This window comes from Maribacter aquivivus, from assembly GCF_900142175.1.
GTDB classification, from domain to species: domain Bacteria; phylum Bacteroidota; class Bacteroidia; order Flavobacteriales; family Flavobacteriaceae; genus Maribacter; species Maribacter aquivivus.
The window spans coordinates 1,094,121-1,109,543 of the sequence record NZ_FQZX01000002.1 but is presented as its reverse complement, the minus strand read 5'-3'; the positions used below and the strand labels follow the sequence as shown (position 1 = coordinate 1,109,543).

The 15,423-nt window shown below is 34.8% G+C and carries 10 protein-coding genes; 6 read left to right on the top strand and 4 right to left on the bottom strand.

Annotated features, from left to right (window positions below):
- Nucleotides 1-5 precede the first annotated feature (5 nt).
- Both BUC31_RS15445 and yidC read left to right on the top strand, forming a co-directional pair.
- Nucleotides 6-1,643, top strand: coding sequence for a CTP synthase (locus tag BUC31_RS15445; RefSeq protein ID WP_073245755.1), 1,638 nt, complete (start codon nucleotides 6-8; stop codon nucleotides 1,641-1,643).
- 69 nt (nucleotides 1,644-1,712) lie between these two features.
- On the top strand, nucleotides 1,713-3,566 hold the full coding sequence (gene yidC / locus BUC31_RS15440; protein ID WP_073245753.1) for a membrane protein insertase YidC: 1,854 nt from the start codon (nucleotides 1,713-1,715) through the stop codon (nucleotides 3,564-3,566).
- A 485-nt stretch (nucleotides 3,567-4,051) separates the two neighbouring features.
- On the opposite strand, the gene BUC31_RS15435 is transcribed toward yidC, so the two are convergent.
- Nucleotides 4,052-5,923 (bottom strand): fasciclin domain-containing protein, encoded by a 1,872-nt coding sequence (locus tag BUC31_RS15435; RefSeq protein WP_073245751.1) that lies wholly within the window; start codon nucleotides 5,921-5,923, stop codon nucleotides 4,052-4,054.
- 330 nt (nucleotides 5,924-6,253) lie between these two features.
- On the opposite strand from BUC31_RS15435, the gene mnmA reads away from it, so the two are divergent.
- Nucleotides 6,254-7,444: a tRNA 2-thiouridine(34) synthase MnmA gene (mnmA, locus tag BUC31_RS15430; RefSeq protein WP_073245749.1), complete on the top strand. Its 1,191-nt coding sequence runs from the start codon at nucleotides 6,254-6,256 to the stop codon at nucleotides 7,442-7,444.
- Nucleotides 7,445-7,601: 157 nt separating this feature from the next.
- Nucleotides 7,602-8,543 (top strand): NAD(P)H-dependent flavin oxidoreductase, encoded by a 942-nt coding sequence (locus tag BUC31_RS15425; protein WP_073245747.1) that lies wholly within the window; start codon nucleotides 7,602-7,604, stop codon nucleotides 8,541-8,543.
- On the opposite strand, the gene BUC31_RS15420 is transcribed toward BUC31_RS15425, so the two are convergent.
- On the bottom strand, nucleotides 8,533-10,359 hold the full coding sequence (locus BUC31_RS15420; protein WP_073245745.1) for a hypothetical protein: 1,827 nt from the start codon (nucleotides 10,357-10,359) through the stop codon (nucleotides 8,533-8,535). The two genes, BUC31_RS15425 and BUC31_RS15420, sit on opposite strands and share 11 nt — an antisense overlap.
- An 80-nt stretch (nucleotides 10,360-10,439) precedes the next feature.
- Here BUC31_RS15420 and BUC31_RS20145 point away from each other — a divergent pair, with 80 nt between their 5' ends.
- Nucleotides 10,440-10,583 carry a hypothetical protein gene (locus BUC31_RS20145; RefSeq protein ID WP_396627752.1) on the top strand — a complete coding sequence of 48 codons (144 nt, stop codon included), beginning with the start codon at nucleotides 10,440-10,442 and terminating at the stop codon, nucleotides 10,581-10,583.
- A gap of 31 nt (nucleotides 10,584-10,614) precedes the next feature.
- Here the strand turns inward: BUC31_RS20145 and BUC31_RS15415 are convergent, their stop codons facing one another.
- Nucleotides 10,615-14,010: a HEAT repeat domain-containing protein gene (locus tag BUC31_RS15415; RefSeq protein ID WP_073245743.1), complete on the bottom strand. Its 3,396-nt coding sequence runs from the start codon at nucleotides 14,008-14,010 to the stop codon at nucleotides 10,615-10,617.
- Between the two features lie 194 nt (nucleotides 14,011-14,204).
- Between BUC31_RS15415 and BUC31_RS15410 the strand changes: the two genes are divergently transcribed.
- On the top strand, nucleotides 14,205-15,143 hold the full coding sequence (locus BUC31_RS15410; RefSeq protein ID WP_073245742.1) for a 3-keto-disaccharide hydrolase: 939 nt from the start codon (nucleotides 14,205-14,207) through the stop codon (nucleotides 15,141-15,143).
- A gap of 58 nt (nucleotides 15,144-15,201) precedes the next feature.
- On the opposite strand, the gene BUC31_RS15405 is transcribed toward BUC31_RS15410, so the two are convergent.
- A complete protein-coding gene (locus tag BUC31_RS15405) occupies nucleotides 15,202-15,420 on the bottom strand; it encodes a putative signal transducing protein (protein ID WP_073245740.1) in 219 nt (72 codons plus the stop codon).
- Nucleotides 15,421-15,423: the final 3 nt, after the last annotated feature.

Genomic DNA, 15,423 nt, shown 5'->3' with positions numbered 1-15,423 from the left:
GATACATGGCACAAACCAAATACATCTTCGTTACGGGAGGCGTTACTTCATCACTAGGAAAAGGCATCATTGCTGCATCTTTGGCGAAATTACTGCAATCTCGCGGCTACAAAACTACTATTCAAAAGCTAGATCCTTACATTAATGTAGATCCAGGAACCTTAAACCCTTATGAACATGGCGAATGTTATGTAACTGATGACGGTGCAGAAACAGATTTAGATTTAGGTCATTACGAGCGTTTTCTAAATGTTCGTACTTCTCAAGCCAACAATGTTACTACCGGTAGAATTTACCAAAGCGTAATTGAAAAAGAACGTAGAGGAGAATTTTTAGGTAAAACGGTACAAGTAGTTCCTCATATTACAAACGAAATAAAAGAACGTGTACAGCTACTAGGCAATAGTGGTGAGTATGATATTATTATCACTGAAATAGGCGGTACGGTAGGGGATATAGAATCGTTACCTTATATAGAAGCGGTTCGTCAACTACTTTGGGAGTTAGGTGATAACAATGCTATTGTTATTCATTTGACCCTGGTACCTTACTTATCTGCTGCAGGTGAGTTGAAAACCAAACCTACACAACACTCTGTAAAAACATTGATGGAAAGCGGTATAAAAGCCGATATTCTTGTGTGTAGAACAGAACATGAAATTTCTAACGAGATAAAGGATAAACTGGCGCTTTTCTGTAATGTAAAGCGTGAAGCGGTTATACAAAGTATTGATGCATCGACTATTTACGATGTGCCATTATTAATGCAAGAAGAAGGTTTAGACACCGTAACCTTGGAGAAATTGGCATTGCCAAATAATGTAGCTCCAGACTTAGGTCGTTGGAACGAGTTTTTGGCTAGACATAAGAACCCAAAAGATGAGGTTACTATAGGTTTAGTAGGTAAATATGTAGAATTACAAGATTCTTATAAATCTATTTTGGAGTCCTTTATACATGCCGGAGCTGCAAACGAGGTTAAAGTAAATGTAAAATCTGTTCATTCAGAATACATTACAGCTGCCAACTGTGAAAGTAAATTAAAAGGATTGGATGCTATTTTGGTAGCACCAGGTTTTGGTGAGCGTGGTATTGAAGGTAAAGTGAAAGCTGTTGAATATGCCCGTGTTAATAAAATTCCGTTTTTGGGTATCTGTCTAGGTATGCAAATGGCGGTTATTGAATTTGCGCGTGATGTATTAGGACTTAAAAATGCAAATTCTACGGAGATGGATGAAAATACGCCTGATCCTGTAATTAGCATTATGGAAGAACAAAAGACCATAACCGATAAAGGTGGTACTATGCGTTTAGGTGCGTGGGACTGTGATTTAAAAGATGGTAGTTTAGTAAAAGAAATGTACAACGGTGCTTCTCAAATATCTGAGCGTCATCGTCATAGATATGAATTTAATAATGCTTATTTAGAGCAATTAGAGAATGCGGGTCTTATGGCAACAGGTTTCAATAAAGAGACTAATTTGGTTGAAATTGTAGAGGCAAAAGACCATCCATGGTTTATTGGCGTGCAGTATCACCCAGAGTATAAGAGTACTGTAGCTAATCCGCATCCATTATTTGTGGGCTTCGTTAAGGCTGCTTTAGGGCACAAAAAGGCACAAACTAATGCCACATTGGCATAAACACCATATTTGGACATATATTTGCTTTCTTAAAAATTCAAAATATTCCCAATTAATTAGAAATACCACATGGAAGAAAAGAAATTTGATGTACAATCCATAATTGGCTTCGTGCTTATTTTTGGAATACTCATCTTCATGTTTTACCAAAACCAACCAACTCCAGAAGAGTTAGAGGCAGAAAAGGCAAAGCAAGAACAAGTAGAGGCTGTAAAAGCATCAGAAAATTCAGAAACAGAAACTGTTATTAATGATGTACCACAGTTAGATTTACAAGATTCAACTGCAGTTGCCAATTACCAAGGTAAACTTGGTGCTTTTGGTTTTACAAAACCTTCTAATGACATAACTACCTTAGAGAATGATGTTCTTTTATTAAAGATCAGTAATAAAGGTGGGCAGATTGTAGAAGCGAAAATGAAACAATTTGTTACTTATGATTCTGTACCAGTTTATTTGGTGAAAGATGGTAATGCCTCTTTCGGGTTAGATTTCGCCACTTCTGATAATAGAACATTGAATACTCAAGATTTATATTTTGAGCCTACAATGACAGATGACAATGGTAATAAGGTATTATCATTGAAAGCAAAGACATCTAGCAATCAATATCTGGAATATAGATATGTTATTAAGCCGAACGATTATTTGGTAGATTTTACTATTAAATCTAAAGGTTTGGATAATGTAATAAGCTCTAGCAAGCCAGTTAAATTAGATTGGAAATTAAAGGGTATACGTCATTCTAAAAGTATTGAGTACGAAAATCGTTATACACGTTTAACTTATAATCATGAAGATGGTAAAATAAGTAAGCTTTCTGAGGGTAGCGATGATGAAGAGACTGAAGAGGATGTAAAGTGGATTTCTTACAGACAGCATTTCTTTAGTAGTATTCTAGCAGCAGATCAGCCTTTTAAAAGCGGAGATTTAACTTCTGTTAATTTAGTAGAAGAAGAAAGTAGAACTTTTGGCTTTACAAAAGAATATGCATCTGCACTACCGGTAGAATTGGAAGGCGGAGAAATCTCCAAAGATTTACATTGGTATTTTGGTCCTACAGATGTAGATACATTATCTCAGTATGAAGATTTAGGTCTGGTTGATTCCATTCCTTTTGGATGGGGTATTTTCGGTTGGATCAACCGTTATGTATTTACACCTTTCTACTCTTTAATTAGTACATATTTTCCTTATGGTATTGCTATAATTATAATGACGATTTTAGTTCGTTTGGCAATGTCACCTGTAACCTATAAGTCGTATTTATCTCAAGCGAAGATGAAGGTATTAAAACCTGAAATCACAGAGTTGGGGGAGAAGTATAAAGACAATGCTATGAAGAAGCAGCAAGAAACCATGAAGCTATATGGTAAGGCTGGTGTGAGTCCCATGAGTGGTTGTATACCTGCGGTAATACAAATGCCTATTTTTTATGCACTTTTCATGTTTTTCCCAACATCATTTGCATTACGTCAGAAATCATTCTTATGGGCAGATGACCTTTCTTCTTTTGATACGGTTTATCAGTTCCCAGAAGGATTCTCTATTCCTTTCTATGGTGATCACGTTAGTTTGTTTCCAATATTAGCATCTATCGCTATATTCTTTTATATGATGATGACAACAGGTCAGAACATGCCAACACAACCAGGTATGCCTAACATGAAGTTCATCATGTACCTAATGCCTTTCATGATGTTGATTTTCTTCAATAATTATGCGAGTGGATTGAGTTTGTACTACTTTGTTTCTAATACCATTACTATCGGTATCATGCTGGTTATTAAGAATGTTATTCTCGATAATGATAAAATTCATGCCCAGATACAGGAGAACAAGAAGAAACCTAAGAAGGAAAACAAGTTCCAAAAGAAAATGCGTGAAATGATGGAACAAGCAGAAGCTCAGAAGAAAAATTAAAAAACTTTATTGTTATTAAAATAAAAAGCCCTTTCAATTTTGAAAGGGCTTTTGCCATTGGTTAAGGCTTGGTTTGGTAAGATTTGGGATGTCAAAGATGTAATTAATTTAAGGTTATATAAAAAGTTAGTTGTAAAGGGTGGCATATTGTATGTTAAAAGAGTGTATGATGTTGTTTAAGTTTTTTTTATATAGAATACTCTCTTGGAATTATATCTTTTGTAAAAATATTAGGTTAGAATGTATAGATGCATCACATCATAAAATCAAATAGTGTCCAATATGGTTTACAGCTTTATTAACTTGATAAAAGATTATATACCTATCTACTTTTAATATGAATAATACTGAATAGTATGGGCTTATCGTATACTAAAGGTTATAATTGAACGGGTGGCTCTGAAAATTAACTAAGTATTCTTAAAACTTTATATAAAAAAAGAGCCACATATTGTGGCTCTTTAAATTTTGAAAAAAGGTATAAATTAGTTTGTTGTGTCTGGTATCATAACGGTGTCTATAGCATGTATAACACCATTGTTAGCTTGAACATCAACCGCAATAATGCCGATTTCTGCATTACCAGAACCATCAGTAATTGTAACATTACCGTCACCATCGATAGTGAAAGTTAAGGTGTCACCTTCTAAAGTCGCAGGAGAAACCAATCCGCTACTTAAATCACCAGAAACAATATTTGCGCCGGCAATAACATGATGATTTAATACAGCAGTTAGTACGTCTCCGCTTGGTACTGCTGCTAAGTTTGCAAAAGCTCCGTTAGTAGGTGCGAATACTGTAAAAGGTGCAGGATCTGTACCAGTAGCGGTACTTAAAATACTAACATAATCTGGTTGGCCTTCAGCAGTTAATGCGCCTACAAGTGAACTAAAGTTAGGGTCAGCTGTTGCGAATGTTACTACACTTGGTAAATCAATTACCATATCTACCGCATGTATAATTCCGTTGGTGGCAACGATATCAGCTGCAGCAACTGAGCTTGTTCCGTTTAATTTTACACCATCATCAACATTCACATAAATACTTAAATTATCACCATCTACATTAGTGGCGGCAGTGTTAAAATATGTATTAGAAAGACTTGCTGCATTTGCTGCTGCGCCTGAAATTACGTGGTTTGCTAAAATAGTATTGATATCATTATCTGAAGGATTTGTAAAATCGTCAAAAGCAGAATTTAAAGGAGCAAATACTGTAAAGTCAGTTTCTGAATTAGAAAGTAACGTTGTAAAAGTTGTATTGCCATCTGCCGTAAGTGCACCTACCAAAGATGTTAAATTAGGATTTGCTACTGCATGGTCAACAATGTTAGGTAAGCCTATAACTGCGTCAACTATATGAACCACACCATTAATTGCTTTGTTGTCAGCAGCGGTAACCGTAGAAACACCATTAATAACAACACCATCTTCTATATTTATAAACATACTAAGATTTGCATCGTTAGGACCTGCTGTTGAAAGAGAGGAAACATAACCGGTAGCCAAATCAGATGATAAATTGGTACCTGCTACAACGTGGTTTAATAAAACCTGAGTAAGTACCTCTGTTGGAATATCACTAAGAGCAGCAAAATCGTTTGCTTCTAAAAAAGCTGCAAACGCATCGTTTGTAGGAGCAAATACGGTGAAAGGACCATCACTTGCCAAAACAGTTGGCAAATCACCATCCGCAGCAATTAATGCATCAACTAATATACTTAGACTTGGTACAGAAATAGCCAAATCGGTAATAGAAGTCAATAAGACACCACTTAATGCATCTAAAGCTTCTTGGGGAATCAATACTTTATCAATTAAATGTACTATACCGTTTTCTGTTTCTACATCGGCTGTGGTAACCGTAGCCATTTCGCCTGCGGCATCTGTAAACGTAACCCCGCTAGCTTTATTAACTACAAGTGTTTCTCCTTGTAATGTAGTTATAATTTGACCTTCTGTTAAATCTCCAGAACCTACTGCTGCTCCAGATACTACATGATATTTTAAAATGGTTGCCAATAAGTCTTGTAATTGCTCATTGTTAAAATCATCTAATGTGTCAAATCCATCCAATCGAGCTAATAGGCTTGAAAAAGCATCATTAGTAGGTGCTAGAACCGTAAATGGACCTTCGCTGCTTAAGGCTGTAATTAAATCATTATTTGCACTTTCATCGGCTTTTGCTAATGCTGATACTAGAGAGCTTAAAGAACTGGTTTTTTGTGTAGCCTCTACTATATTATCTTCTTCAACGATAATTACTGGATCATCATTGTCATCATCGCTGCAAGAAGCAGCAAAAACTAACAGCATAACCATTGCTGTCGATTTTAAAATTTTACTTAGATTTTTCATTTGCTAATTTTTATTGTTGAACTATTTTAAAGTAAAGCTAAACAAAATATTAGATGAAAAAATTATCAATATGTTAAAAAATTGATAGGTTAATTGTTTTATGTTCTAAAAAATAGCTTATAAATACATATATCATGGTAGTTTCACTTCAAATTCTAGAAAAAAATGTTTAATGAATATTTAGAAAAGTTTAACATATGGTTTGTTAATGTTACATTGAGAAATACCTAAAATCTTATAAATTTCTAGTTATACGAGTTTTCAAGCTTGTTCAAAAAAATGTATTCCTGAATTGAAATTTTGTAATTTTGTTGCGACCAAGAAGATGATATGGAAAAAGTAGTAATAGGACTTTCTGGAGGAGTAGATTCAAGCGTAGCAGCATACTTGCTAAAAGAGCAAGGGTATGATGTAATTGGCTTGTTCATGAAAAATTGGCATGATGATTCTGTAACGATCTCAGAAGAATGTCCGTGGTTAGAGGATAGTAATGATGCACTTATTGTCGCTGAGAAATTGGGTATTCCATTTCAAACAGTAGATTTAAGTACTGAATATAAAGAGCGTATAGTAGATTATATGTTCAAGGAATATGAAATGGGGCGTACCCCAAACCCAGATGTGCTTTGTAATAGAGAGATAAAGTTTGATGTCTTCATGAAAATTGCAATGCAGTTAGGTGCAGATTATGTTGCCACGGGGCATTATTGTAGAAAAGGAACAATTCATAATTCTGATGGTTCTGAGACGTACCAATTATTGGCAGGAAAAGATGGTAATAAAGACCAATCTTATTTCTTATGTCAATTATCGCAAGAGCAATTATCAAAGACATTATTTCCGATAGGGGAGTTGACCAAGCCTGAAGTGAGGGAAATTGCAAAAAAAATGGATTTGATTACGGCAGATAAAAAAGACTCACAAGGTCTTTGTTTTATAGGTAAGGTTAGATTGCCAGAGTTTTTACAACAACAGCTTAAACCTAAAACGGGAAAAATTGTTGAGGTTCCAGCAGCATTTGATAGTTATGAAAGAGCCATACCGTCTTTTGCGGATAAGAACGCTGAGTTAGAATTTTATGCAGAGAAACCGGTATATCATTTAACTGATGGTAAAATTGTTGGTGAGCACCAAGGTGCGCATTACTTTACAAAAGGTCAACGTAAAGGATTGCATGTAGGTGGTACAAAAGAGCCTTTATTTGTCATAGATACAGATGTTAACGAAAATGTTATTTACACCGGTCAAGGTAAGGCACACCCTGGTTTGTATAGGAGAACGTTGTTTGTAAAAGATGAAGAAATACATTGGGTGCGTACAGATTTAGCTTTGCAAATTGATGAAAAATTAGAAGTAAAAGCACGTATTAGGTACCGTCAAGAACTACAAGAGGCTACTATATATAGAGTAGAAGGTGGTATGTATGTTGATTTTAAAGAAATGCAATCTGCAATTACCGAAGGTCAATTTGTAGCATGGTATATTGAAGATGATCTTATAGGGTCGGGTGTAATTTCTTAACTGGAGTGTTACATTTTAAAGCGCATAATGGTATCTTTAAAATGTAATTTTTTACTCAATCATCGAGATATAGGTGTTTCCATGCTTACGTCGAATTCTAAATAAAATTTATAACACAAAGCCTTGGGTAATTACTTGGAGGTAAATTACTTCGTTCATGCAAAATAGAATTACCGAACTTTTTAAGATAGAATTCCCTATTATTCAAGGAGGAATGATTTGGACTAGCGGATGGCGATTAGCAAGTGCTGTTTCTAACAGTGGAGGTTTGGGTGTTATTGGTTCCGGAAGTATGTATCCTGATGTTTTAAGAGAGCATATTCAGAAATGTAAGAAGGCGACTTCGAAACCTTTTGCAGTTAATGTGCCTATGTTGTATCCTGATATTGATAAGTTGATGGATATTATAATTGAGGAGGATGTAAAAATTGTATTTACATCTGCAGGAAATCCAAAAACATGGACATCCTTCCTTAAAGAAAAAGGAATTACTGTTGTACATGTAGTAAGTAGCTTGAAGTTTGCATTGAAAGCTCAGGATGCCGGAGTAGATGCTATTGTAGCAGAAGGTTTTGAAGCAGGCGGACATAACGGTCGTGATGAAACAACAACTTTGGTGTTGATCCCTGCAGTAAAAGAAAAAATAACTATTCCCTTAATTGCGGCTGGTGGAATAGCAACTGGCAAAGCAATGTTGGCTGCCATGGTTTTAGGTGCTGACGGAGTGCAAGTTGGTAGCCGATTTGTAGCCAGTGAAGAAGCATCAAATCACATTAAATTTAAAGAAGTTGTCGTTAATGCCAATGAAGGAGATACACATTTGACATTAAAAGAATTGGCACCCGTTCGTTTAGTAAAAAACAAGTTTTATAACGAGGTAAAAAAAGCATACGCTGAAGGAGCAACTACTGAAGAATTGAAAACACTTTTAGGCAGAGGTCGTGCCAAAAAAGGCATGTTTTTAGGCGATTTAGAAGATGGCGAGCTAGAAATAGGTCAGGTATCTGCTTTAATACACGACATAAAACCGGCTGGTGATATTATTAAGGAGATGATGAGTGAGTTTGATAAGGCTAAAAATCAAGTTTCTAATTTTTGACATTATTTAAGCACCTTTCAATCAACATATCAATTCCATATTTTTGATCAAATTCCATGTATGATGTATCAATTGCACTTGAAACTGACCGTAATTGACCCATTACATAATTTTCACGTAATAATTTATCTTGTCTTATTTCTTCAAGATAAATCTCATCTAAATATTTTAAGTCTTCTAGTATAGAGTTTTCTTGTTTTGAAGTTTCAAAATGAGCTAATGTCTTTTTAATTTCTCTTTCAGGATATTCTTGAAGATCAAATTTTAATAGACTGTCAGTATTTGTTTGAAAATTAATTACATCTAAAAAGGTTTGATTATTTTTATATGCGAGAAGTATACCAATTGCTTTCTCATCTTTAGGCATTATCATTTCTCTATGTGTTTCATTACCAACATAAAACGTTTTGGAGTCATTTGTTTTTAAACGATAAAGACTTTTTATTGAGGTATACAAAACATAACCATATGCCCTGTCAAAGGTATTTTCATTTGTAACTAAAAAATCTAAAGGCGAATATTCCCAATTTTTGAGTATTGTACCTTTGTCAATATTAATCCAGCCAGTATCAGTCAGTTCAAAACCATAACCAGTCATTCGATAGGCTTCTCTTTTATTCAATAATTTTTTATAATTATTAACCAGTTCTTTAGCCTTTTTCGTTTGCTCATTATTAGCTTTAACGGCTTTGTTACGTTGCTTTGTCAATTCATTTTTAACTAATTGCAATCTATTTTCATAATAACTTTTTAAGAGTAGTAAGTTTTTATTAGGAACTTTTATTTTAGTCCATTTTTGAGATGCAAATTTTTCAAAATCTTCTTGATAAACATTATCGTCTAATAAACTAGCTGCAATACTGTCTATTTCCCATAAATTCTTGTCAAGATTTTGTGCATAAATATCGATGATATCACTTCGGCAAATTTTAAACATGACTTTAAGCCTTTCTTCAAATTGTTTTGTGGCAATTAATGTATTTTGAAACTGATTATTTTTTATTGCTTTAATTGCAGCTGGATCAACTCCATAGTTAACTGAATTGTCAAATTCTGAGTAGTGTGTTGAATCTAATTCTGTTTCATTTACTTTATCATAATAGGATTCGCTAACATTTGTATCTGGTACAGTTTCTTCTATAATTTCATTTCCAGTTTTAAAGTATAGGCTATAATATAAACTATCAACGAATTTTTCATTTACTTTCTCATGATTGTGAAAAGGCATTTCTTTTTCTAACGTTTCAACAAATCCATCAGGTAAAAAGTCTAACGTAAATAAATCTAAGGCGATAAGATAATTCTCTATCGGAATCGGATTTACCCAATTCATATTTCCATTTTTATCTCGCAAACCTTTGTAAACAGACATTCCTGATTTTCGATTGGTAGTAGGGATTTCTAAATATACAGGCTTTTCAGGATTCACAAATAGTTGTCTGCCTTTAGCGGTTGCATTAAAGTAAATCATTCCGTCGGTCTCTAAAAGCTTTCCATCTGATATAGTAGTGAGGTTGCTTAAAATCATCTCATCTATGGTAAGCGCTTCGGTTAATTCTATTTCAATATCATCAGTGACTATATTATTATCTGAATCTAAAAAACTACCTTTTTGAAATACGATTGTGGTTCCATTCTCGCCTGAAATTATAGTATCGTTTTTAGCATCAATCTTAAAATATTGACTTGAAGTCATGGTATCTTTAAATGGATCTTCTTGATGGGTTTTTACTATTAAATCTGGTTTGGGCTTACATTGAAGAAAAGAGAATAATAAAACCGAAAAGCCTAAAACTAATAAAATACCTTTTTTCATAAGAGTGGTTTTAAAGCAGGTAAAAAATACATTTGGAGTAATGTAGTATTCTCAACTAACATGCCATAAATAAAAAAGGCATGTTCTTTGGTGACTTAGAAAATGGTGAGCTAGAAATAGGTCAGGTATCTGCTTTAATACATGAAATAAAACCCGCTGGTGAAATTGTTAAGGAGATGATGCGAGAGTTTCAAAAGAGGAAAGCAGAACTCTCCTCTTTATGATATAAACCCTTATAGTTCATTTACTACTTTATTAAACTTTTAAAGTTGAAAGGTATTCCACAAGATCTCGAAGTTCTCTTCTTGAAATCATACGACCCATTGCTGGCATAGCAGACATTGAATTTTCTCTTCTCTCAATTCTTTTTAATGGAATTTCTAAGGGCTCGGCTTCAGAGGTTCTTAATAATAAGTGGTCATTGTTTTCTTCAATTAAAACACCTTGAACTTTTTGTCCGTCTTTTAATGTAATAGTTACAGAACCATAACCAGGTGCCAGTCTTAAACTAGGTTCTATCAGTGCCTCTAGCAATTGTTCTCTGCTTAGTATGTTACCGATGTTGTCTAAAGCAGGTCCTACTTCACCACCTGAGCCATTTACTGCATGGCAACGAACGCACTGTGCTGTTGGGTTGTTGTTGAAAACAGATCTGCCAGTCCACCATTTACCACCATAAAGGGTTTCTTGAAAAGAATCAGCGGAGTAGCCAGATTTTTTAAGTTTATCTAGTTTAGCAATTAGTGCGGTATTTTCAGTTGCTTTTACTGACTCTATTAAATCTAAAAAGATACCTTGTTTTAATTGGTCTTTACTAGCTTTATCAATTAAGCTAGCTAAAATAGCATTACTTTTTTCATCAGGTAAATCACCTAAAACACTAAGCACTCTTTGTTGCTCAGAAACAGAACCTTTCTTAAAAATTGGATCAATAATGACTGGTAATTTCTCTTTTGGTAAATTCAATTGACCTAGTAGACCTACAGCAGCGGTACGCACTTCTTCATTTTTATCTTGCATACCAATAGACATGGCAGCTTCCATTTCATCAAAGTTCAATTGACCTAAGGCATTAAGTACAGCTGATCTCACTTCGGGAGATTTATTAGATTTAAATATATAATACAGTTCATTATTGTAAGAGTGCATACCAATAGCGCTCAAAGTTTTTGAAATACCGATTAAGATTTCTGGCTGACGTTCTTTAAGAAAAGACGGTATGTCTTTTTTGATTTTTTCTTCTAGCTGACTGTTTTCTCTAATGATTTCACCTCTATATCTACCATCTACACGGTCTAAAAGAGAAGGATTGTTCCAAGTACCTAAAGCAGCAAGCGCTTCGCCACGTAAATCGCTAGATACATTTCTACGTTTAGCAAAATTAATAAGCATATCTAATTGTTCATCGCCACCAACGCGTAATGCGGCGTTAATTGCTCTACGCAACAAAGGTTCAGATGTAAATTTTTCATTAGTAAGAGTTGATGCTAAAGCGGGTAAAGCCACTTCGATAGAAAGGTCATCGTTTATAGCACGTGCAGTTTCTGTTACAATATATTCGTCTTTATCAGAAAGAAAAATAGAGATTTTAGGTTCTTGTAATTTTCTTAGTACCATGACGGCGGCAATTCGTAAACTTTTATTTTCACTATTTGCAAGTGCTAACAAAGGTTCAGCATTACCGATTCTTGATAGTGCTAATACCGCAGCATGTCTCAAGTAGATGTCTTGATCGTTGTTCGCTTCAATCATTGCTAAAAGGGGAGCTATGGCATCTTCGTATTTTAATCTGCCCAATGCTTGAGCGGCAAAGAATTTAACTCGGTCATTTTCATGGGTAGTTAATGATACAAGACTGTCCGCAGCTTTTTCATATCTTAAATCGCCTAATACTTTTACACTTTGCGCTATAATTTCTGGATCACTATCACTTAATAAATTAAGTAGTGGCTTAGCTTCATCTTTATCATTTGCAGCTATTTGACCAATACCCCAAATGGCGTGTATTCGCGCAAATTGGTTTTCTTCTTCTGTTAAGGCTTTTTCTAAAGCCCTGTAGCCCCAAAATGTTCTTTTGGCAAGTTCAAACTGTGCTTTTTGGCGAATTCTCATATCGCCGTATGATAATAAACTTACTAAACTATCAGTTTTTTCATCCTTATAATTATGGGTCATTAGTTGTTGCGTCTGTAAGCGCTCTTGCTCTAGATCATTGGTTTCTTCGCTAACATCTAATTTCCATACTCTTCCATAATTTTTAGTTCCCCAACCATTTACCCAATCGGCGAGATAGAGGGCACCATCAGGTCCAAAATCTATTCCTGTAGGTAATATACCCGATAATATAGATTCATCTGAGTTCAGTTCAAAAGAAGCACCTTTTGGTTTTAAATCGAACGACCAAATGTGTGATCTACTAGGGTCGCCTACGAATTCTACCAAAAAGAATTTATCCATCCATTTTTTACCAAGGGCGGTACCGGGGTTATATTGCATTCCGGTTGGTCCGTTATGAAAATTTTGAATTGGAGGCATAATGTATGCAGCCTGACCTTCCCAACGGGGAGTGAATAGTTTTTCATCCATCCATACATTATAACCATTGTTCTTAGGGTCGGTATATTTTCCATATTGCCAATTAGCTCTCCACCCGGCATCAGATCCTTCTACAATATGCACCAAACGTTCACTTTCACCTTTATGGTCACCGTCATTATCTGAAGAAATAATATTTCCGTAGGCATCAAAAACAAATTCGTGGGTATTACGGAGTCCGTGTGCAAAAACTTCAAAATCAGAACCATCAGGATTACTTCTAACAATAATACCTTCATTTGGGTATTTATGATTTTCACCATCTATAGTGGTAATATTGGCACCTATATCACCAATTCCCCAATAGATTTTACCATCAGGACCTTCGATTGCGCCAGACATACCATGACCGCTAAAACCAATATGTACAGCAAAACCATTGGCGATACTCGTTTTTTCATCTAAAATTTTGTCACCGTTTGTATCTGTTAGTCGATACATACCCGGACCAATACCAACAAAAACATCCTCATCTCTAACTAAAAGTGCACCCGCTACATCATTTATTTCATCACTAAAGTCGTTCATGATTTGAGTAGAAACATCGGCTATGCCATCTTTATCGGTATCTTCTAACATCCAAATTTCATCTTGTTCAACCGCAAGGTCATGCCAGTCGTGAATGCTATCGTTATTTAAATCTGGAAACCATTCATTTTCTTTACTAAGCTCAGGTGCAAAGGTTTTGTGTAGAAAAGCCCTTCTATCTTCAACAGATTCTAAAGCAATAGATTCGGTCATCCAATCTCTATGACCACGAATATCAAATTCAGAGTTTTTGTTTCTGTTAGATCGGGTAATGTATACATTGCCATCATCATCAATATCCATAGCAATAGGATCGGGCGCCAAAGAATCTGATGCCCATAAACTTAATACAAGTCCGTCAGCAACTTTTGCAGTTACCGTCTCTCTGGCGATTTTTGCCATTTCAATTAAGTCTGTACTGTCTTGTTGAATAGTTAAAGGAATTTCAACAGGTTTTTTATTTATGCATGAGACAGATAGAAATAGTAGCGATACTATTCCTAAAAGGAATTTTTTGAAGAATGTCATTGTTGTTAGGTTGAATTGAAACTTAAATGTAGCGAATAATGTAGATAATCAATTAAGAAATTGAAGTATGGTTAAATTATTAACCATATATGGTATAGTTTTATCAATTTGGAATTGAACAGTATTTAATTCAATGTTAAGAAAGTGTATTTAAAAGTTCCGTTATATTTGATTACTTATTAAACTTAAATTATATGAATACTATTAAAACAACATTAGTTTTCCTTTTACTTGCAGTTTTTAGCTTAAATGTTACTCAAGCGCAGGAAGGACATCCTTTAGAAGGAAAATGGAATTTAACGATTGATCAAGAAGGAGAAAAATTACCATCTTGGTTAGAAATTAGGCATTCAGGTACCAATACATTGATTGGTAGATTTACCTATGCTTTTGGTAGCGCAAGACCAGTAGCGGAAATTGAAAAGCACGGTGAATTATTTTCTTTTGAAATTCCGCCACAATGGGAGCCAGGAGCTTCTAGTATGGAATTTGAAGGAAAAATTGTAGGTGATGGGTTGGCAGGAACCATGATTTATGTAGATGGAAAAACTTATAATTGGACAGCGACGAAATCGCCTAAACTACAGTATTATGAAAATGCGAAAGAAGGAAAGACGGTTAAACTATTTAATGGCAAGAATTTAAACGGATGGGTGATGAAACCTGGTAATCAATGGGCAGTTTTAGATGGTATACTTACAAGTGCTAAACCTGGAGTAAATTTAATATCTGAAGAAAAATTCAATGATTTTAAATTACATGCAGAATTTAGATACCCAGAAGGTAGTAATAGTGGTATGTATTTAAGAGGACGTTACGAAGTTCAGATTGCTGATAATATTGGCTTAGAACCTTCTTCTATTTATTTTGGAGGAATCTATGGTTTACTTACTCCCAATGAAAACGTGGCAATGAAAGCAGGGGAGTGGCAGACGTACGATATTACCTTAATTGGTAGAAGGGTTACTATTGTAGCTAATGGAAAAACTGTAATTTCAAATCAGAATATTGAGGCGATGACAGGTGGTGCTTTAGACAATAATGAAGCAGAAGCGGGACCAATAATGATACAAGGTGACCATGGACCGGTAGAATTTAGAAAATTAGAAATTACACCTTTAAGCAAAGGATAGTATAAGAAAGTATGATAGTAAAAAAAGCCTCCAGAGATGGAGGCTTTTTTTATTCATTTTAGTTTACTTCTGTAATTATAGCCAAGGCTCTTACTTCTTCATCTTTATTAACGAAAATTTCGACCAATTCTGGTAAAGGAGTACCAAAACCTGCTAGGCGAGCAGATTCGGTTTCGTCTTTAAGAATAGGTTCAATGTTATTTTCTTTTAAAGCAAGCTCTACGCGTTTCGCTGCGATGCTATTACCACCGAATACTTTTATATAATTTGAATCCATAAT